General features: G+C 45.4%; 7 protein-coding genes. All 7 read left to right on the plus strand.

What is annotated here, in order from left to right; translation table 11 throughout:
- Positions 1-34: 34 nt before the first annotated feature.
- Positions 35-4,141 (plus strand): hypothetical protein, encoded by a 4,107-nt coding sequence (locus tag A6733_RS10170; RefSeq protein WP_141663486.1) that lies wholly within the window; start codon positions 35-37, stop codon positions 4,139-4,141.
- Positions 4,142-4,567: 426 nt separating this feature from the next.
- Positions 4,568-8,629 (plus strand): hypothetical protein, encoded by a 4,062-nt coding sequence (locus tag A6733_RS10175; RefSeq protein ID WP_141663487.1) that lies wholly within the window; start codon positions 4,568-4,570, stop codon positions 8,627-8,629.
- A gap of 632 nt (positions 8,630-9,261) precedes the next feature.
- The gene (locus A6733_RS10180) at positions 9,262-13,539 is read left to right on the plus strand and encodes a hypothetical protein (protein ID WP_092460730.1); all 4,278 of its coding nucleotides are present in this window, start codon (positions 9,262-9,264) and stop codon (positions 13,537-13,539) included.
- 643 nt (positions 13,540-14,182) lie between these two features.
- Positions 14,183-17,557 carry a hypothetical protein gene (locus tag A6733_RS10185; protein ID WP_092460733.1) on the plus strand — a complete coding sequence of 1,125 codons (3,375 nt, stop codon included), beginning with the start codon at positions 14,183-14,185 and terminating at the stop codon, positions 17,555-17,557.
- Positions 17,558-17,805: 248 nt separating this feature from the next.
- A complete protein-coding gene (locus A6733_RS10190; RefSeq protein WP_139057488.1) occupies positions 17,806-18,060 on the plus strand; it encodes a hypothetical protein in 255 nt (84 codons plus the stop codon).
- A 12-nt stretch (positions 18,061-18,072) separates the two neighbouring features.
- On the plus strand, positions 18,073-18,201 hold the full coding sequence (locus tag A6733_RS10195; protein ID WP_278183877.1) for a hypothetical protein: 129 nt from the start codon (positions 18,073-18,075) through the stop codon (positions 18,199-18,201).
- Positions 18,202-18,745: 544 nt separating this feature from the next.
- Positions 18,746-22,117: a hypothetical protein gene (locus tag A6733_RS10200; protein WP_141663488.1), complete on the plus strand. Its 3,372-nt coding sequence runs from the start codon at positions 18,746-18,748 to the stop codon at positions 22,115-22,117.
- Positions 22,118-22,120 lie beyond the last annotated feature (3 nt).

Raw genomic sequence — 22,120 nt, forward strand, 5'->3', positions numbered from 1 at the left:
ATCAACAATAATAAATGAAAAAAGGAATTTGATTGTGAACCCTATAACTGGAGTTGGTGGTGCTGATTCTAGTTCTAGTTATGATGATGATCAAGCTGACAGTGGTGGCTTGCAGCAGGTTCAGACTTTGCCTGGTGATGCATTAGTTGTAGCTACTACCGTTGCTGCTGTTTCCACTATCACTACTACTTCCTCTGCTGTTGCTACTTCTGTTTCCACCTCCACTGTTACTGTTACCTCTGTAGGTAAGGGTAGTAGTGGTGATAGAGGTAAGAAGGGCAAGGGACCAGCTTCCAAGCGTTGTGCTTCTGATGCTGCCTCTTCTAGTGCTACTACCTCCGTAGGTAAGGGTAGTAGTGGTGATAGAGGTAAGAAGGGCAAAGGACCAGCTTCCAAGCGTTGTGCTGCTGGTTCTACGGTTTCTACTACCACTGCTGTTCATTCTGCTTCCGCTGGCGCAAGTTTAGAATTAGCAGATTCCGTTTCTTTTGGGGCTGCAGAGTATTGCGGTTTCCATATTTGTACTTCGGATTGGTTAGATTTATGTAGAATGGAAGATAGTTTTTTATGTGCCGTTGAAGAAAAGGCTGTTACATTTTTTAGATCTCGAATTCAAGAATCATCTTTATTACGTGATGATTCTGTGATAGAAGATTTTTCTGAGTTACGTGATGGATTGTTTTCTGGTCTTGAAGCGGATATGGTTGGTTTTCATGAGAAGTACTTTGCGGAGGTTCATGGTAGAGTTATTTTTTCTCATCATCTTGTTGATGGAGAGATTGAGAAATTTAGTACTGAGGAAGCTGATCGGTTTAGGGCATCGTTTCTTGCTGCTATAGGTGCTAAGATCAGGGAATACTTAGCTCTTGTGTGGAGCTTAGAGATTTCCAGGGCTTTGGATGGAGCCCTATGTGCTTCCGAGCGTGCTCAGGTTGCTGCTCAGGTTGCTGCTGCTCGCGCTGCTGCCGCTGCTGCTCGTGCTGCTGCTCGCGCTGCCGCTTCCGTTCCCGATACTAATCCTGATCCCGCTCCCGTTGTTGCTCGCGATTGCGATGCTGCTCATGCTCGTGCTGCAAGTGATTATGCCAGCACTGCAGATAATTATGCTCAAGTTGTCGCTGCTCGTGCTGTCGCTGCTCAAGCGCATGCTGCTATTGCTGATTGCTTTGTTACCCAAGCTCGTGTTGCGGATAGTAGCGCCCCTAATCCCGGTTCCAATTTCGATCTCGTTCTAGACAGTCTTGTTGCCACCGCTCTTGCTCAGCGTGCTGATGCTCGAGCTGCTGATGCTCGAGCTGCCTTTGCTGTTGCTGCTGCTGCTCTTGCTCATGCTCGTGCTGTTGCTCCTATTCCTGATACTGATCCTGATCCCACTTGTACCCGTATCCGTGCCCGGAACCGTGTTAACGCTGCGAATAAGTATGCTCGTACTACTGCTGCTCTCGCTGCTGTTGCTCGTGATACCGCTGCTGCTGCTGATCGTGCTGTTGATCAAGCTCGTGCTGCTGATAGTAGCGGTTCTGATCTTATTCTCAATAGTCTTGTTGCCGTCGCCCTTAATCACCATGCTGATGCTCGCATTGCTGATGCTCGCGCCCGCGCTGCTGCTGATAATGCTGCCCGTGCTCATGCTGCCGTTCCTATTTCCACCGATCCTGATTTTCTCCGTGCTCGTGCTCGTGCCCGTGCTGCTGACAGCCGTGCTCGTGCTACCGCTGCTCGCGCTGCCGCTGCTCGCGCTGCCGCTGTCAATGCCGATCGTGTTGTTGCTCAAGCTCGTGCTGCTGCAGATCGTGTCGCTCAGTCTAGAGCTGCGGATAGTCTCGCTCCTGATTCCAATCTAGTTATTGCTAGTGTTGGCGCTGCTGCTACCGCTGCCACTCGCTCTGTTTCTGTTGCTTCCACTACTGATCAGAATAGCGCTCGCACTGCTACTGCTGCTATTGCTGGTTCTTCTACATCTTCATTGCTTCCTGGTTCTTCTTCTCCTGTGCCACCAGATTTTGCAGATTTGTTTGGGTTTGTAGTACCTTCTGAGCTTAGTGAAGTGGTTAACGAGCTCATATCTGAGGTTTGTACATTGGCTAAAGGTTTTTACCCTGGTACGCTAAGAATTCCATTTTCGGGGGCCGTTCGTAGTCTTTCAAATTCTGAACAGCAATGTGCTTGGTGCTTAACTAATATGAAGCTTTATGAGGCCATATTTATTTTCAAGTCCCTTGCTTCGTGTTTTGCTAATCTCCTTCCCGGATTTATTAACCGTCTTTGCAGTGTCAGGGAATGGGATTCTTCTAATCGTAGCTTTTTGCCACTAATGGGAAGCAGATTAAGAGATTTTTGGGCGTCTTTAGATAAAGCCATTTTCAGAGCTTTACGGGATTTTTTTGTTGCAAAGTGGACTATACTTACTGCACGCTTTTCTGTTCCCGCTTTTTCTTCATCAGTCCCTGGGGAGGTATCATCTGCTCTTTGTGGAGGAGATTTTGTTGATGCTTGTGCTGGGGCCGCTACTTCTTCGTCGTCACCTTCAATATTTGGTTCAATTACCAGAGGAATGGGATTGCAAGTGGCACCTATTGGTGGTGATTCTGTGAACTTGTTTGGGTTTGAATTACCGTCTGAGGTTGGCGAAATGGTTGAGGCTCTTATCCGTGAGACTAGTGCATTGGCTAGACGTACTTACTCTTCTTTGGTGAGAGTTGAAGTGTTAGGTGCTATGAGTAAGCTTTCAGATTCTGAAAAATTTGCTTGGCTTACAGCTAATATGATGCTTTATAAAACTGGCTTTGTGGCTAGGTGCCTTGCCGCTTATTCTGATGAGCTTTGTCCTCATTTTATTTGCTCCCTTTTTAGTGTTAGACCAGGGGATGATTCTGGTCGTAGCTTGTTGTTATTAACAGGAAACGATTTAAGAGATTTTTATTTATCTTTAGTTAATGTTGTTATAAGAACTGTAGAGGATATTTTTGTAGCAGAATGGGATGAACTCACTAGTGACTTTTCTGTTCCGTTAGGGCCTGGGGAGGAATCACCATCTGCTGTTCTTTGTGGTAGAGATTTTATTAGTGCTTTTGGTAGGGCTGGTGTTCCTGCGTTGGCAATTTCAGGGCTGAGGAAAGGACAAGTGGTAGCGCGGAGAGCAATATCTCAGATTGCTGAAGTAGCTAGTGGTAGTTTTGCATCTGGTAGTAGTTCTGTTTCTGTAGATGTTTTACCTGTTTCTGGAATGACTCCCGAAGTGTCAGTAGTTACAGAAGGGTCCGGTGATGATGTTGTATTTGTCGGCGGCCATTCTTTGTTACCTGGTGAATTAGTAGATAGGCCTTCTTTACCTTTATCTGAGGAGTGTGCATTGGTTGTTGATGTTCCTACTCTTACTACTACTACTACTTCTTCTTCTTCTTTAGAGACGCCTCCATTATTTATTATGGGAGAAGAAATTGGATTGTCTATGGTTGGTGTTGTAGCATCCGAGGTCTTAGTAGTTACAGAGGGGTCTGGTGGGGATGTTATATTTATCGACGACCATTCTTCTGTATCGGAGGGGGAATTAGGAGATGGACTTTCTTTACCTTTATCTGATGAGCATGCATTGGTTGTTGATATTTCTCCTTCAGAGCCATCAGTGTTGGCTAGAGAAGAAGTTGGATTGTCTATGGTCGGCACCTCTTCTTCTTCTTCTTCTTCTTCTTTGGGAGTTTTAGGAGATCTATCATCTCCTTCTCCATCTGAGCAGATGGTGGTGCCAACAACTAGTGCTTCTTCCGTTACTTCTGTCGAGGTAGAGGGATCTACTACAGTAACTGAAAGGTGTTATACCTATGGACCTAAGAAATCATTTGCGAGTAGGTATAGTGCTGATATGACTTCTTCTTCTGGTATGCCTTCTTCTTCGATATCCTCCGGTAGTGGTGTGTCTGCTGGACTTTTATCTTCGGCACCTGTGGTGGTGGGTGGTGTTTTGCCATTAGCAGCTGGTGCTGATGGGGGTGATATAGGAGAGAGATTGGCGGAATTGCTGAATCGAGGTTTGCCACCTTCACCACCACCTGCTAGCGAACCAACTCCTACGGAAGCCAAAGCCTCTTCTTCAAGTAAAGGAAGTGGTGGAGTGAAAAGGAAAAGGAAGAAGAAAAGTTGAGTTGTGAATGTCGGTTTTGTTTATGTTGCACTATGTGTTGATTGAGTAAGGGGGATTGCGTTCACTTTGTGTTGTGTGAGCGATTTTTGGGATGTTACTCGTTAGCAATGATTTCGTAATGTGGTGTTGCCTTGCAATACACTAATCTTAGATTGTTACCAGTTACGTTGATTTGTATTTGGTCTGCTTAATTTCATAATTTTTTCTTCATTTGGTGTATTGCTTTACAGTGCTTTTCTGTTTGCTCCAAAGCTTTGTACTTTCTGGGTTATGTAGGTAATGTTGCATTCTACTCGTTCTGTGTTTTGTTGTAGTTGAGGATAAGTACCTAAAGTATCTTATATTATGTAATTGATAATAAAGATAATGGTGATAAAAAATCAATAACAGCCATTAACAATAATAAATGAGAAAAGGAATTTGATTGTGAATCCTACAACTGGAGTTGGTGGTGCTGGTTCTAGTCCTAGTTTTGATGATGATCAAGCTGACAGTGGTGGCTTGCAGCAGGTTCAGACTTTGCCTGGTGATGTATTGGTTGTAGCTACTACCGTTGCTGTTGTTTCCACTATCACTACTACTTCCTCTGCTGTTGCTACTTCTGTTTCAACCTCCACTGTTGCTGCTACCTCTGTAGGTAAGGGTAGTAGTGGTGATAGAGGCAAGAAGGGCAAAGGACCAGATTACAAGCGTTGTGCTGCTGGTTCTACGGTTTCTACTACTGCTGTTCATTCTGCTTCCGCTGGCGCAAGTTCAGAATTAGCATATCCCATTTCTTCTGTGGTTGCAGAGTATTGCGGTTTCCATATTTGTACTTCGGATTGGTTAGATTTACGTAGAATGGAAGGTAGTTTTTTATGTGCCGTTGAAGAAAAGGCTACTGCATTTCTTAGATCTCGGATTCAAGAATCATCTTTATTGCGCGATGATTCTGTTTCTGTGATAGAAGATTTTTCTGGGTTACGTGATGGATTGTTTTCTGGTCTTGAAGCGGATATGGGTGGTTTTCGTGAGAAGTACTTTGCGGAGGTTCATAGTAGGGTTATTTTTTCTCATCACCTCGTTGGTGGAGAGATTAAGAAATTTAGTACTGAGGAAGCCGGTCGGTTTAGAGCATCGTTTCTTGCTGCTATAGGTGCTAAGATCAGGGAATACTTAGCTCTTGTATGGAGGTTAGAGGTTTCCATGGCTTTGGATAGAGCCCTATGTGCTTCCCATAGTGCTCAGGTTGCCGCTGCTCGCGCTGCTGCCTCTACCGCTGCCTCTGCTGCTCGTGCTGCTGCTCGTGTTGCTGCTCGCGCTGCCGCTCCCATTCCCGATACTAATCCTGATCCCGCTCGTGACCGTGCCCGTGCTCTTGCTGTTGTTCGAACTACTAATCTTCGTGCTCGCCGTGCTGCCGCTGCTTGTCCCACTATCGATCCCGTTGTTGCTCGCGCTCGCGATACTGCTCGTGCTCGCGCTGCAGAGGAGTATTCTCAAGCTGCAGAGGAGTATTCTCAAGCTGTTGCTGCTCGCGCTGCCGCTGCTCAAGTTTATGCTGCTGTTGCCAGTCGCTTTGTTGCTCAAGCTCGCGCTGCGGGTAGTAGCGCTCCTAATCCCGGTTCCAATTCCAGTCTTGTTCTAGATAATCTTGTTGCCAACGCTCTTACTAACCATGCTGCTGCTCGTGTTGCTGATGCTAGAGCTGCTGCTGCTGCTGCCGCTGCTGCTCTTGCTCACGTTCGCGCTCTCGCTCCCATTCCCGATACTGATCCTGATCCTACTTGTGCCCGTAACCGTACCCGGAATAGTGTTAAAGCTGCGAATAATCGTGCTCGCACTACCGCTACTCTTGCTGCTGCTGCTCGTGCTATCGCTGTTGCTGCCGATTGTGCTGTTGATCAAGCTCGCGCTGCGGGCAGTAGCGCTCCTAATCCCGGTTCCGGTTCTGTGTCTGATCACACTCTCGATAGTCTTGTTGCTGTCGCTCTTACTCACCATGAAGATGCGCGCCTTGCTGATGCTCGCGCCCGCGCTGCTGCTGATGCTGCTGTTCGTGCTCATGCTGCTGTTCCTTGCTCCAATACCGATCCTAATTTCGTCCGTGCACGTGCTCGTGCCCGTACTGCTGATAGCCGCGCTCGCACTGCCGCTGCTCTTGCTGCCGCTGCTCGCGCTATCGCTGTTGCTGCCGATTGTGCTGTTGATCAAGCCCGCGCTGCGGATAGTAGCGCTCTTAATCCCGGTTCCGGTTCTGAGTCTGATTGCACTCTCGATAGTCTTCTTGTTGCCGTTGCTCTTACTCACCATGAAGGTGCTCGCCTTGCTGATGCTCGCGCCCGCGCTGCTGATGCTGTTGCTGCTCGTGCTCATGCTGCCGTTCCTCTCTCCAATACCGATCCCAATTTTGTCCGTGCATTTGCTCGTGCCCGTGCTGCTGATAGCCGCGCTCACACTGCCGCTGCTCTTGCTGCCGCTGCTCGCGTTGCCGCTATCGATGCCGATCGTGTTTTTGCTCAAGCTCGCGCTGCGGATGGCCGCGCTCCTGATCTTGGTCCCGATTCCAATCTAGTTATTGCTAGTGTTGGCGCTGCTGCTACCGCTGCCACTTGCTCTGTTTCTGTCACTTCCACTACTGATACTTCCACTGCTGCTATTGCTGGTTCTTCTACATCTTCATTACTTCCTGATACTTCTTCTCCTGTTCCATCAGGTTTTGTAGAATTGTTTGGATTTGTGGTACCTACTGAGCTTAGTGAAGTGGTTAGCAAACTCATATCTGAGGTTTGTGCATTGGCCAAAAGTTTTTACCCGGGTACGTTAAGAGTTCCATTCTCGGGGGCCGTCCGTAGTCTTTCAAATTCTGAACAGCGATGTGCTTGGTGCTTAACTAATATGAAGCTTTATGAGGCTAAATTTATGGCCAAGTGCGCTGCTGAGTATTTTGTTAAGCTCCTTCCTGAATTTATTAAGCATCTTTGTAATGTCAGAGTATGGGATTCTTCTAGTCGTTGCTTGTTGCCATTGATGGGAAGCAGATTAAGAGATTTTTGGGCATCTTTAGATCAAGCCATTTTCAGAGCTTTACAGGATTTTTTTGTTGCAAAGTGGACTGCACTTACTGCGCGCTTTTCTGTTCCCGCTTTGCTTTCACCAGTCCCTGGGGAGGTATCATCTGCTCTTTGTGGGGGAGATTTTGTTGGTGCTTGTGCTAAGGCTGCTACTTCTTCGTCGTCACATTCAATATTTGGTTCAATTACTGGAGGAATGGGATTGCAAGTGGCACCTCATGCTGGTGACTCTGTGAGCTTGTTTGGGTTTGAATTACCTTCTGAAGTTGGCGAAATGGTTGAGGTTCTTATCCGTGAGATTAGTGAATTTGCTAGACGTACTTACTCTTCTTTGGTAGGAGTTCAGGTGTTGGATGCTATGAGTAGGCTTTCAGATTCTGAAAAATGTGCTTGGCTTACAGCTAGTATGATGCTTTATAAAGCTGGCTTTGTGGCTAAGTGCCTTACCGGTTATTCTGATGAGCTTTGTTCTGATTTTATTTACTCTCTTTTTAGTGCCAGACACGGGAATGCTTCCGGTCGTAGCTTATTGTCATTAATGGGAAACAATTTAAGAGATTTTTGGTTATCTTTGGGTAATGCTATTTTAGAAGCTGTGGAGAGTATTTTTGTAGCAGAGTGGGGTGAATTTACTAGACTTGTTCCATTAGAATCTAGAGAGGAATCGTCATCTACTGTTTGTGGTAGAGATTTTATTAATGCTTGTAATAAGGCTGGTGTTCCTACGTTGGCAATTTCAGTGATGAGGAGAGTACGAGTAGCAGCACAGAGAGAGGTATCTCATTTTGCTGAAGTAGGTAGTTCTGTACATACTTTACCTGTTTCTGGAATAGCGCCCGAAGTATCACTAGTCGAAGACCATTCTTTGGTGTCGTCAGGTGGGGTGTTAGTAGATAAGCCGTGCTCACCTTTATCTGAGGAGCAGGCATTGGTTGTTGATGTTTCTACTCCTTCTCCTTCAGAGGAGTCATCAATGTTGGCTAGAGAAGAAGTTAGGGTGTCTATGGTCGGTACCTCTTCTTCTGCTGCTTTGGGAGTTTTAGGAGATGTATCATCTACTTCTCCATCTGAGCGGATGGTGTTGCTAACAACTAGTGCTTCTTCCGTTACTTCTGTCGAGGTAGAGGGATCTACTACAGTAACTAAAAGGAGTTATCCCTATGGATCTAAGAAATCATTTATGAGTAGGTGGTATGGTGCTGATGTGTCTTCTTCTTCTTCTGGTATGTCTTCTTCTGTGCCCTCCGGTAGTATTGCATCTTCCGGAACTGCTTACGGGGAGGGTGATATAGGAGAGAGATTGGCGGAATTGCTGAATCGAGGTTTGCCACCTTCACCACCACCTGCTAGCGAACCAACTCCTACGGAAGGCAAAGCTTCTTCTTCAAGTAGAGGAAGTGGTGGAGGGAAAAGGAAAAGGAAGAAGAAAAGTTAAGTTGTGAATGTTGGTTTTGTTTATGTTGCACTATGTGTTGATTGAGTTGATTGTTTGCGCTCATTTTGTTTTGAGAGAGTGATTTTTGAGATGCTACTTGTTGGCAATGATTTCGTAATGTAGTGTTGCCTTGCAATAGATTAGTCTTATATTGCGACCAGTAGTGTGTATGCGTTGGTATGGGTTCTTTTGTAGGTTTGTCTGGTTTTTTTAGCACGGATTGGATTTATTTTACTACATGAGTATGAATATTAGTTGGTATATGTATTGGGCTATTTTCCATAGATAAGTTCTGTTGTTCAGCATAGCATGACATTAATCCCTTAGTTTTGCGAGTGATACGTAAGACGGGGTAGACTCGTGTATGTTGGTCTATATTGTGCTTTTCTGTGTTTACTCCAAAGTCTTGCACCTTCCGGTTCCATGTGGGTAATGGAGTAGGTGTTTCTTCTACGCGCTCAGTGTTTTGTTGCTCTAGTGGAGTGTAAGCGCCTGAGGTGCGTGCTTGGGTTGTGCCTTTGATGTAAGCGAGGTGTATATTAGGGTGTAATATAATAATAATGATAGAGGTGATAAAAAAACAATGACAACCATCAACAATAATAAATATAAATGAAAAAAGGAATTTGGTTGTGGACCCTATAACTGGAGTTGGTGGTGCTGATTTTGGTTCTAATTACGATGATGATCAAGCTGATAGTGGTAGCTCGCAGCAGGTTCATGCTTTGCCTGGTGATGTATTGGTGGGTGTAGCTACGGATGTAGCTACTACCGTTGCTGCTGTTTCCACTATCACTGCTACTTCCTCTGCTGTTTCCACTATCACTACTACTTCCTCTGCTGTTGCTACTTCTGTTTCAACCTCCACTGTTGTTGCTACCTCTGTAGGTAAGGGTAGTAGTGGTGATAGAGATAAGAAGGGCAAGGGACCAGCTTCCAAGCGTTGTGCTTCTGATGCTGCCTTTTCTAGTGCTACTACCTCCGTAGGTAAGGGTAGTAGTGGTGATAGGGGTAAGAAGGGCAAAGGACCAGCTTCCAAGCGTTGTGCTGCTGGTTCTACGGTTTCTACTACTGCTGTTCATTCTGCTTCCGCTGGTGCAAGTTCAGAATTAGCAGATTCCTCTTCTTCTGGGGCTGCAGAGTATTGCGGTTTCCATATTTGTACTTCGGATTTGTTAGATTTACGTAGAATGGAAGGTAGTTTTTTATGTGCCCTTGAAGAAAAGGCTACTGCATTTTTTAGACCTCGGATTCAAGAATCACCTTTATTACGCGATGATTCTGTGATGGAAGATTTTTCTGATTCTGTGATGGAAGATTTTTCTGAGTTACGTGATGTATTGTTTTCTGGTCTTGAAGCGGATATGAGTGGTTTTCGTGAGAAGTACTTTGCGGAGGTTCATAGTAGAGTTATTTTTTCTCATCACCTCGTTGGTGGAGAGATTAAGAAATTTAGTACTGAGGAAGCTAGTCAGTTTAGAGAATCTTTTCTTACTGCTATAGCTGCTAAGATCAGGGAATACTTAGCTCTTGTATGGAGGTTAGAGGTTTCCATGGCTTTGGATGAGGCCCTATGTGCTTCCCATAGTGCTCAGGTTGCCGCTGCTCGCGCTGCTGCCTCTACCGCTGCCGCTGCTGCTCGCGCTGCTGCTCGCGCTGCCGCTCCCATTCCCGATACTAATCCTGATCCCGCTCGTGCTCGTGCCCGTGCTCTTGCTGTTTTTCGCACTGCTGATTCCCGTGCTCGCCGTGCTGCCGCTGCTTGTCCCACTATCGATCCCGTTGTTGCTCGCGCTCGCGCTGCTGCTTGTGCTCGCGCTGCAGACTATTATGCTAGCATTGCAGATTATTATGCTAAAACTGTCGCTGCTCGAGCTGCCGCTGCTCAAGCGCATGCTGCTGTTGCCGATCGCTTTGTTGCTCAAGCTCGCGCTGTGGATAGTAGCGTCCCTAGCTCCGGTTCCAATTCCAGTCTTGTTCTAGATAATCTTGTTGCCACCGCTCTTAATAACCGTGCTGCTGCTCGCGCTGCTGATGCGGAGGCTGCAGCTGCAGCTGCAGCTGCAGCTCGTGCTCATGCTTTTGTTTTTGCTCCCATTCCCGATACTGATCCTGATCCCACTTCTACCCGGAATCGTGCTCGGTACCGTCTTAACACTGCGAGTAATCGTGCTCGCACTGCCGCTACTCTTGCTGCTGCTGCTCGTGCTGTTGCTGTTGCTGCCGATCGTGCTGTTGATCAAGCTCGTGATGTGGGTAATAGCGTTTCTAATCCCGGTTCCGGTTCTGTGTCTGATCACACTCTCGATAATCTTGTTGCCGCAGCTCTTGCTCGCCATGAAGATGCTCGCCTTGCTGACGCTCGCGCCCGCGCTGCTGCTGCTGTTGCTGCTCGTGCTCATGCTGCTATTCCTCTTTCCAGTACCGATCCTGATTTCGTCCGTGCCCGTGCTTGTGCCCGTGCTGCTAATGGCCGCGCTCACACTGCCGCTGCTCTTGCTGCCGCTGCTCGCTTTGCCGCTATCGATGCCGATCGTGTTGTTGCTCAAGCTCGCGCTGAGGAAAGTAGCGCCCCTAATCTCGGTTCCGGTTCTGGGTCTGGTCACATTCCCAATAGTTTTGTTGCTGTCGCTCTTACTCACCATGAAGATGCTCGCCTTGCTGATGCTCGCGCCCGCGTTGCTGCTGCTGCTGCTGCTCGTGCTCATGCTGCTGTTCCTCCCTCCAATACCGATCCTAATTTCGTCCGTGCACGTGCACGTGCCCATATTGCCGATAACCACGCTCGCACTGCCGCTGCCCTTGCCGCTGCTGCTCGCGTTGCCGCTATCGATGCCGATCGTGCTGTTGCTCAGGCTAGCGCTGCGGATGGTCGCGCTCCTGATCCCGGTCCCGATTCCAATCTAGTTATTGCTAATGTTGGCGCCGCTGCTACCACTGCCACTTGCTCTGTTTCTGTCGCTTCCACTACTGATTACAATAGCGCTCGCACTTCCACTGCTGCTATTGCTGGTTCTTCTACATCTTCATTACTTCCTGATACTTCTTCTCCTGTTCCACCAGGTTTTGTAGATTTGTTTGGGTTTGTAGTACCTTCTGAGCTTAGTGACGTGGTTAGAAAGCTCACATCTGATGTTTGTGCAGTGGCTAAAAGTTTTTACCCTGGTACGTTAGGAGGTCCATTGTCGAGGGCCGTCCGTAGTCTTTCAAATTCTGAACAGCGATGTGCTTGGTGCTTAACTAATATGAAGCTTTATGAGGCTAAATTTATGGCCAAGTGCATTGCTGAGTATTTTGTTAAGCTCCTTCCTGAATTTATTAAGCATCTTTGTAATGTCAGAGTATGGGATTCTTCTAGTCGTTGCTTGTTGCCATTGATGGGAAGCAGATTAAGAGATTTTTGGGCATCTTTAGATCAAGCCATTTTCAGAGCTTTACAGGATTTTTTTGTTACAAAGTGGACTGCATTTACTGCGCGCTTTTCTGTTCCCGTTTTGCTTTCATCAGTCCCTGGGGAGGTATCATCTGCTCTTTGTGGAGGAGATTTTGTTGGTGCTTGTGCTAAGGCCGCTACTTCTTCGTCGTCACGTTCAATATTTGGTTCAATTACTGGAGGGATGGGATTGCAAGTGGCACCTCATGCTGGTGATTCTGTGAGCTTGTTTGGGTTTGAATTACCTTCTGAAGTTGGCGAAATGGTTGAGGTTCTTATCCGTGAGATTAGTGCATTTGCTAGACGTACTTACTCTTCTTTGGTAGGAGTTCAGGTGTTGGATGCTATGGGTAGGCTTTCAGATTCTGAAAAATGTGCTTGGCTTACGGCTAGTATGATGCTTTATAAAGCTGGCTTTGTGGCTAATTGCCTTACCGGTTATTCTGATGAGCTTTGTTCTGATTTTATTTGCTCTATTTTTAGTGCCAGACACGGGGATGCTTCCGGTCGTAGCTTATTGCCGTTAATGGGAAACAATTTAAGAGATTTTTGGTTATCTTTGGGTAATGCTATTTTAGAGGCTGTGGAGGGTATTTTTGTAGCAGAGTGGGGTGAATTTACTAGACTTGTTCCATTAGAATCTAGAGAGGAATCATCATCTACTGTTTGTGGGAGAGATCTTATTAATGCTTGTAATAAGGCTGGTATTCCTACGTTGGCAATTTCAGTGATGAGGAGAGTACGAGTAGCAGCACAGAGAGAGGTATCTCATTTTGCTGAAGTAGGTAGTTCTGTACATACTTTACCTGTTTCTGGAATAGCGCCAGAAGTATCACTAGTCGAAGACCATTCTTTGGTGTCGTCAGGTGGGGTGTTAGTAGATAGGCCGTGCTCACCTTTATCTGAGGAGCAGGCATTGGTTGTTGATGTTTCTACTCCTTCTCCTTCAGAGGAGTCATCAATGTTGGCTAGAGAAGAAGTTAGGGTGTCTATGGTCGGTACCTCTTCTTCTGCTGCTTTGGGAGTTTTAGGAGATGTATCATCTACTTCTCCATCTGAGCGGATGGTGTTGCTAACAACTAGTGCTTCTTCCGTTACTTCTGTCGAGGTAGAGGGATCTACTACAGTAACTAAAAGGAGTTATCCCTATGGATCTAAGAAATCATTTATGAGTAGGTGGTATGGTGCTGATGTGTCTTCTTCTTCTTCCGGTATGTCTTCTTCTGTGCCCTCCGGTAGTATTGCATCTTCTGGACCTTTATCTTCTGTACCCGTCGCGACGAGTAGCTTTTCAACAGCTACTACTGGTACTGCTTACGGGGAGGGTGATATAGGAGAGAGATTGGCGGAATTGCTGAATCGAGATTTGCCGCCTTCACCGCCACCTGCTAGCGAACCAACTCCTACGGAAGGCAAAGCTTCTTCTTCAAGTAGAGGAAGTGGTAGAGGGAAAAGGAAAAGGAAGAAGGAAAGTTAAGTTGTGAATGTTGGTTTTTTTTATGTTGCACTATGTGTTGATTGAGTTGATTGTTTGCGCTCATTTTGTTTTGAGAGAGTGATTTTTGAGATGCTACTTGTTGGCAATGATTTCGTAATGTAGTGTTGCCTTGCAATAGATTAGTCTTATATTGCGACTAGTAGTGTGTATGCGTTGGTATGGGTTCTTTTTTGTAGGTTTGTCTGGTTTTTTAGCATGGATTGCAATTCATTTTACTACATGAGTATGAATATTGGTTGGTATATGTATTGGGCTGTTTTCCATAGATAAGTTCTATTGTTCAGCATAGCATGACATTAATCCCTTAGTTTTGCGTACGATACGTAAGACGGGGTAGACTCGTGTGAGTTGGTCTATATTTGGTATGTTGTTTTACATTATGCTTTTCTGTGTTTACTCCAAAGTCTTGCACCTTCCGGGCCATGTGGGTAATGGAGTAGGTGTTTCTTCTACGCGCTCAGTGTTTTGTTGCTGTAGTGGAGTGTAAGCGCCTGGGGCGTGTGCTTGGGTTGTGCCTCTGATGTAATCGAGGTGCATATTAGGGTGTAATATAATAATGATAGAGGTGATAAAAAAACAATGACAACCATCAACAATAATAAATGAAAAAAGGAATTTGATTGTGAATCCTATAACTGGAGTTGGTGGTGCTGATTCTGGTTCTATTTATGATGATGATCAGGCTGGCAGTGGTAGCTCGCAGCAAGTTCATACTTTGCCTGGTGATGTATTGGGTGTAGCTACTACCGTTGCTGCCGTTTCCACTATCACTACTACTTCCTCTGTTGTTGCTACTTCTGTTTCCACCTCCACTGTTTCCACCTCCACTGTTTCTGTTACCTCTGTAGGTAAGGGTAGTAGTGGTGATAGAGGTAAGAAGGGCAAAGGAGCTGCTCCCAGGCGTTATGTCTCTGGTTATAAGTTTTTTGCCGCTGCTGTTCATTCTGCTTCGGCTGACGCAAGTTCAGAATTAGCAGGTCCCTCTTATTCTGGGTCTGCAGAGTACTGCGATTTCCATATTTGTACTTCGGATTGGTTAGATTTACGTAGAATGGAAGATAGTTTTTTATGTGCCATTGAAGAAAAGGCTACTGCATTTTTTAGATCTCGGATTCAAGAATCATCTTTATTGCGCGATGATTCTGTGATAGAAGATTTTTCTGAGTTACGTGATGTATTGTTTTCTGGTCTTGAAGCGGATATGGGTGGTTTTCGTGAGAAGTACTTTGCGGAGGTTCATAATAGGGTTATTTTTTCTCATCATCTCGTTGATGGAGAGATTAAGAAATTTAGTACTGAGGAAGCTGGTCAGTTTAGAGAATCTTTTCTTACTGCTATAGCTGCTAAGATCAAGGAGTACTTAGCTCTTGTGTGGAGTTTAGAGGTTTCCGGAGCTTTGTATAGAGCCATATGTGCTTCCGATCGTGCCCAGGCTGTCGCTGCTCGCGTTGCTGCCCGTGCTGCTGCCTTTCGTGTTGCCGCGTCCATTTCCGATACAGATCCTGATTCCACTCGTGCTAGTGCTCTTTCTGTTGTTCGCACTGCTGATTCTCGTGCTAACCTTTCTACCGCTGTCTGTTCCCCTGTCGATCCCGTTGTTGCTCGCGCTCGAGATGCTGTCCGTGCTAGCACTGCAGATGGTTATGCTCGTGCTGCAGAGGATTATTCTAAAGCTGTTGCCGCTCGTGCTGCCGCTGCTCAAGCTCATGCTGCTTTTGCTGCTCGCTTTATTGCTCAAGCTCGTGCTGCAGGTAGTAGCGCTCCTAATTCCGGTTCCAATTCCAATCTTGTTCTAGATAGACTTGTTGCCGCCGCTCTTTCTCAGCGTGCTGCTGCTTGTGTTGCTGATTCTCGCGCTGCCTTTGCTGCTGCTGCTGCTGCTCTTTCTCATGCTCGTCTTGCTGCTGTTTTCACTACTGATACAGATCCTGATTCCTTCTGTGCTCGTGCTCGTGCCCGGAACCGTGCCTATGCTGCTGATAGTTATGCTCGTACTACCGCTGCTCTCGCTGCCGATGCTCGTGATACCGCTGCTGCTGCCGATCGTGCTGTTGTTCAAGCTCGTGTTGCTGATAGGAGCTCATCTAATCCCGGTTCCGATTTTATTCTCAATAGTCTTGTTGCCGTCGCTCTTACTCACCATGCAACTGCTCGTGTTGCTGATGACGATCCTGATCCCACCCGTGTCCGTGTCCGTGCTCGTGCCCGTTGTCGTCCTACTACTGCTGATAGCCGAGCTCGCGATGCCGCTACTTGTGCTGCTGCTGCTGATGCAGATCGTGTTGTTGCTCAAGCCCGTTCTTCTACATCTTTATTGACTCCTGACTCTTCTTCTCTTGTGCAGCCAGTTTTTGTAGATTTGTTTGGGTTTGCAGTGCCTACTGAGCTTGGTGAATTGGTTAGAGAGCTTATATCTAGTGTTTGTGAATTAGCTAAAAGTTTTTACCCATATACGATGAGAGTTCCAGTGTCAGACGTTTTTCGTGAGCATTCAGATTCTGAAGAACGGCGATGTGCTTGGTGCTTAACTAATATGAAGCTTTATGAGTTCAAATTTGTGGCCAAGTGTATTGCTGCGTATTTTGTTCAGCTCCTTCCTGAATTTGTTAACCGTCTTTGCAATCTCAGAGCATGGGATTCTTCTAGTCGTAGCTTTTTGCCATTAATGGGAAGCAAATTAAGAGATTTTTGGGCGTCTTTAGATAAAGCCATTTTCAGAGCTTTACGGGATTTTTTTGTTGCAAAGTGGACTATACTTACTGCACGCTTTTCTGTTCCCGCTTTGCTTTCATCAGTCCCTGGGGAGGTATCATCTGCTCTTTGTGGAGGAGATTTTGTTGATGCTTGTGCTGGGGCCGCTACTTCTTCGTCGTCACCTTCAATATTTGGTTCAATTACCGGAGGAATGGGATTGCAAGTGGCACCTAATGGTGGTGATTCTGTGAACTTGTTTGGGTTTGAATTACCGTCTGAGGTTGGCAAAATGGTTGAGGTTCTTGTTCGTGAGGTTAGTGTATTGGCTAGATCTATTTACTCCTCTTTGGTAAGAGTTCAGGTGTTGGATGCCATGAGTAAACTCTCAAATTCTGAGAAATGTGCTTGGCTTATAACTAATATGATGCTTTATAAAACTGGCTTTGTGGCTAGGTGCCTTGTCGTTTATTCTGATGAGCTTTGTCCTGATTTTATTTGCTCTCTTTTTAGTTCCAGACCTGGTGATGCTTCTGGTCGTAGATTATTGTCATTAATGGGAAACAGTTTAAGAGATTTTTGGTTAGCTTTGGGTAATGCTATTTTAGAAACTGTGGAGGGTATTTTTGTAGCAGAGTGGGGTGAATTTGCTAGGCAATTTTTTGTTCCCTTAGAACCTGTAGAGGAGTCATCACCTGCTGTTCTTTGTGGAAGAGATTTTATTGGTGCTTTTAATAATGCTGGTGTTCCTGCGTTGGCAGTTTCAATGATGGGTAGAGCACGATTAGTAGCACGGAGAGCGTTATCTCATTTTGCTGAAGTAGCCAGTGGTAGTTCTGTGGCTACTGATGTACCTGTGGCTGCTGGTGTATCTGTAAATGTTCCTACTACTAATACTTCTATTACTGATGTTTCTACTGTTTCTGTTGTTGGGGTAGAAGGATCTTCTACTACACCTAGAATAGGTTCTTCTTATGCTTTCGGTGGAGCTAAGAAATTATTTATGAGTAGGTGGTGTGCTGATGTGTCTTCTTCTTCCGGTATGTCTTCCTCTGTGCCCTCCGGTAGTATTGTATCTTCTGGATCTTTATCTTCTGCACCCGTCGCGACGAGTAGCTTTTCAACATTAGCTACTACTGATGGTACTGCTTATGGGGAGGGTGATATAGGAGAGAGATTGGCAGCATTGCTGAATCGAGGTTTGCCACCCTCACCACCACCTGCTAGCGAACCAACTCCTACGGAAGGCAAAGCTTCTTCTTCAAGTAGAGGAAGTAGTGGAGGGAAAAGGAAGAAGAAAAGTTAAGTTGTGGATGTTGGCTTTGTTTATTTTGCACTATGTGTTGATTGAGTTGATTGTTTGTGCTCATTTTGTTTTGAGAGAGTGATTTTTGAGATGCTACTCGTTGGCAATGATTTTGTAATGTGGTGTTGCCTTGCAATAGATTAGTTTTAGATTTATTAGTGTGCCTGAATTGGTATGGGATTTGTGTAGTTTTGCCTGGTTTTTTTTAACACGGATTGCTACTCATTTGTGTAGAGATTTTCGGGGCTTTGTATAGAGCCCTATGCTCTTTTGATCGTGATCAAGTTGCCGCTGCTGGTGTTGTTGTCTCTGCTACTCATGCTGCTGCTCTCATTGGACCTAGGAAATTATTTATGAGTAGGTATAGTATAGTGCGATGTGAATTCTTATTCCGGCATGTCTTCTTTTTCGGTGTCCTCCGGTATATTGTATCTTCTGTGCCTGTGTCGATGGGCAGCGTTTCAACATTTAGCTGTCACTGTTACTGCTTATGGGGAGGGTGATATGGAGAGAGATTGGCGGCATTGCTGAATCGATGTTTACCATCTTTATTGCCACCTGATAGTGAATCAGCTCCCACGGGAGGTGAAGCTTCTTCTTCAAGTCGAGGAAGTGTTAAAGGGATAAGGAAAAGGGAAGAGTAAAAGTTAAGTGTGGTGAGTGCTGATTTTGCACTTAAGATCAGTCTTAGATTGTTGTTGGTGTATCTGCGTTGATATGGGTTTTGTGTGGATTTGTCTGGTTTTTAGCACAGATTGTGATTTATTTGGCCATATTAATGAGTATGAATATTCATATTAGTTGGCATATGTACTTGGCTATTTTTCATAGGTGAGTTTTGTTATTCAGCATAGTATTTAATCTGTGGTCTTTGTGTGATGCGTAGGACAGAATAAGCTGACGTTCGCATATTGATTTATGTTTGATCTGCTTAATTTCTTTCAGTTGATGCGTTACTTTATGGTGTGCTTGGTTGAATGTCACAAATTTTTGCACTTTACGGGTAATGTGTAGGTCGCCTTTTCTTTGTGTTTTATTGTAGTTGGGGTAAGTACCTAGTGTATGTGCCTAGGTCGTGTCTATGATGCAAGGCTGGTGGGTGTTATAATGTAAATTAATAATAACGGCAATGATGATAGAGAATTAATAACAATGATTAACAATAATAAATAAAAAGGGAGTTTTGTTGTGAATCCTGTAACTGGAGTCGGTGGTGCTGGTTCTGATCCTGGGGATGTTGACGATGATGCTGATCAAGCTAGCGGTGGTGCCTTGCAGCAGGTTCAGGCTTCTGATGATGTTAGATTGGATGTAGCTACTACCGTTGCTGCTACTACTACTTCTGCTACTTCCTCTGCTGTTACTACTTCTGTTACTACCTCCACTGGTGCCACTACCTCTGTAGGTAAAGGTAGTAGTGGTGGTAGGAGTGATAAAGGCAAAGGACCTGCTTCCAAGCGTTATGCTTCTGGTTCTGTAGTTCCTGCCGCTACTGTTCATTCTGTTTCTGTTGGTGCAAGCTCAGAATTAGTTGCTCCCACTTCTTCTTCTTCTACAGAGTATTGCGGTTTCCATGTTTGTACTTCGGATTGGTTAGAATTACGTAGAATGGAAGATGATTTTTTATGTGCCGTTAAAGGAAAGGCTACTGAATTTTTTAGATCCCGGATTCAGGAATTCTATTTATCATGTAGTACTTTTGCAGTAACTGATTTTTCCTGGTTACGTGATGGATTGTTTTCCGGGTTTGAAGTAGATGCGAGTGATTTTCTTGAGGAGTACCTTACTGAAGTTCGTAGTAGAGTTGTTTCTTCTTTTCATCTAGTTGATGGAGAGGTTAAGAAATTTACTACTGAGGAAGCTGATCGGGTTAGAGAGTTGCTTTTTACTGCTATAGTTGCTAGGGTCAAGGAATGTTTGGTGCCTGTGTGGAGTTCAGAGGTTTCCGGAGCTTTGGATAGAGCCCCAGCTGCTCCCAGTCCTGCTCAGATTGCTGCTCAAGTTGCTCTTGCTCGTGCTAGGGCTACCGCCGCCGCCGCTGAGCGTGCTGCTGAGCGCGCTGCCGCTCTTATTCCTGATAACCATCCTGATCCAGCTCGTGCTCGTTCTCGTGCTCTTGCTATTGTGCGCGCTACTAATTCTCGCGCGCGCCGCGCTGCTGCTGCTGCTGCTGCGGCAGCAGCAGCAGCCTATCCCACTGCCGATTCAGATTCAGTTGTTGCTTGTACTACCGCTACTACCACCACTACCACTCTCGCTGTTTCTGCTACTTCCACTACAGATCCCAATAGCATTCATGCTTGCGTTGCCACTACCACTACCACTGTTTCTATTGCTGGTTCTTCTACATCTTCATTGACTCCTGGTTCTTCTTCTCTTGTGCCGCCAGGTTTTGTAGAATTGTTTGGGTTTGTAGTATCTCCCGAGCTTAATGAAGTGATTAACGAACTCATATCTGATGTTTGTGAATGGGCTAAAATTTTTTACCCGCATACGATGAGAATTCCAGTGTCAGATGCTCTTCGTAAGCTTTCAAATTATGAACAGCGATGTGCTTGGTGCTTAATTAATATGAAGCTTTATGAGACCAAATTTATTGCCAAGTGCATTGCTGCATATTTTACTAATCTCCTTCCTGTATTTATTAACCATATTTGCAATATCAGAGCATGGGATTCTTCTAGTAGTTGCTTGTCGCCATTAATGGGAAGCAGATTAAGAGATTTTTGGACATCTTTAGATCGAGCCATTTTCACGGCCTTACGTGATTTTTTTGTTTTAAAGTGGACTGTACTTACTGAGCGCTTTTCTGTTCCCTCTTTTTTTTCATTAGTCACTGGAGAGGTATCAACTACTCTTTGTGGAGGAGATTTCGTTAATGCTTGTGCTAGGGCTAGTACTTCTTCGCCGTCATGTTCAATATTTGACTTAATTACTGGAGGAATGGGGATGCAAGTGTCACCTCATGCTGGTGATTCTGTTAATTTGTTTGGGCTTGATGTACCTTCTGAGGTTAGCGAAATTGTTAGTGTTCTTATCCGTAGTGTTACTGCATTGGCTGGACGTACTTTCTCGTCTATGGTGAGAGTTCAAGTGCTGAATGCTCTGAGTGGGCTTTCAGATTCTGAAAAATGTGCTTGGCTTGTAGCTAATGTGATGCTCTATAAAACCGGCTTCGTGTCTAGGTGCCTTGCAGATTATCATGACGGGATTTGCCATGATTTTATTTGCTCTCTTTTTAGCGCCAGACAGGGGGATACTTCCGGTCGTGTCTTGTTGTCATTGATAGGAGACGTTTTAAGAGATTTTTGGTTATCTGTGGTTAATGATATTATAAAAACTGTCCAGGGTATTTTCGTAGCAGAGTGGGGTGAATTTTTTGTTTCGTTAGAACCTGGAGAGGAATCATCATCTGCTGATCTTTGTAGGAGAGATTTTGTTGATGCTCTCATTAGAGTTGGTATTCCTGAGTTGGCAACTTCAGGGATGAGGAAAGTACGGGTAGTGGCACCGAGAGTGGTATCTCATTTTGCTGAGGTAGCTGGTGGTAGTTCTGCAGCTAGTGGTAGTTCTGCAGATGTTTTACCTGTTTCTGGATTAGCGCCCGAAGTATCAGCAGTTACAGAGGTGTCCGGTGGTGAGGATGTTGCGTTTGTTGGTGGTCGTTCTTTGTTATCTGGTGGGCTAGTAGATAGGACTTCTCCACCTTTATCTGACAAAGAGGCATTGGTTGTTGATGTTCCTCCCCCTCCTTCAGGGTCGCCGCCGTTATTTGTTATGGGAGGCGAAATTGGATTGTCTGTGGTTGGTGCTGTAGCGTCCGAAGTCTTAGTAGCTACAGAGGGGTCTGGTGAGGATGTTATATTTATTGATGATCATTCTTCGTTATCGGAGGAAGAATTAGGAGGCAGGCTTTCTTCGTCTTTATCTGAGGAAGAGGTATTGGTTGTCGAGGTTTCTGCTCCTTCTCTTTCAGAGACGCCAGTGTTAGTTGGAGAAGAAGAAGTTGAAGTGTCAGAAGTTGTATTGCCTATGGTTGGTGCTGCTGTTTCTGATTTGGGAGTTTTAGAAATTGAATCATCTGAGCGGACAGTAGTGCCAACAACTAGTGCTTCTTCAGTTACTAGTTCTTCTGTTGTTGAGGTAAAAGAATCTTCTACTATACCTATAATATGTTCTCCTGCTCCTAGAATATGTTCTCCTGCTGGTCCCGTTGCACCTAAGAAATTATTTATGAGTATGTATCGTGCTGGTGTGGCTTCCTCTTCCGGTATGTCTTCTTCTTCGATGTCCTCCGGTAGTATTGTATCTTCTGGGCCTTTATCTTCTGTACCCGCGACGACGACGGGTAGAGTTTCACCATTAGCTACTACTACTACTACTGGTACTGCTCCTGGGGATGTTGATATAGGAGCGAGATTGGCAGCATTGATGAATCGAGGTTTACCACCTTCACCACCACCTGCTAGTGAGTCAGCTACTACGGGAGGTGAAGTTTCTTCTTCGAGTAGAGGAAGTGTTAGAGGGAGAAGGAGAAGGAAGAGGAAGAGGAAAAGTTAAGTG

The organism is Candidatus Ichthyocystis sparus (assembly GCF_900078745.1).
GTDB classification, from domain to species: Bacteria; Pseudomonadota; Gammaproteobacteria; order Burkholderiales; family 2013Ark19i; genus Ichthyocystis; species Ichthyocystis sparus.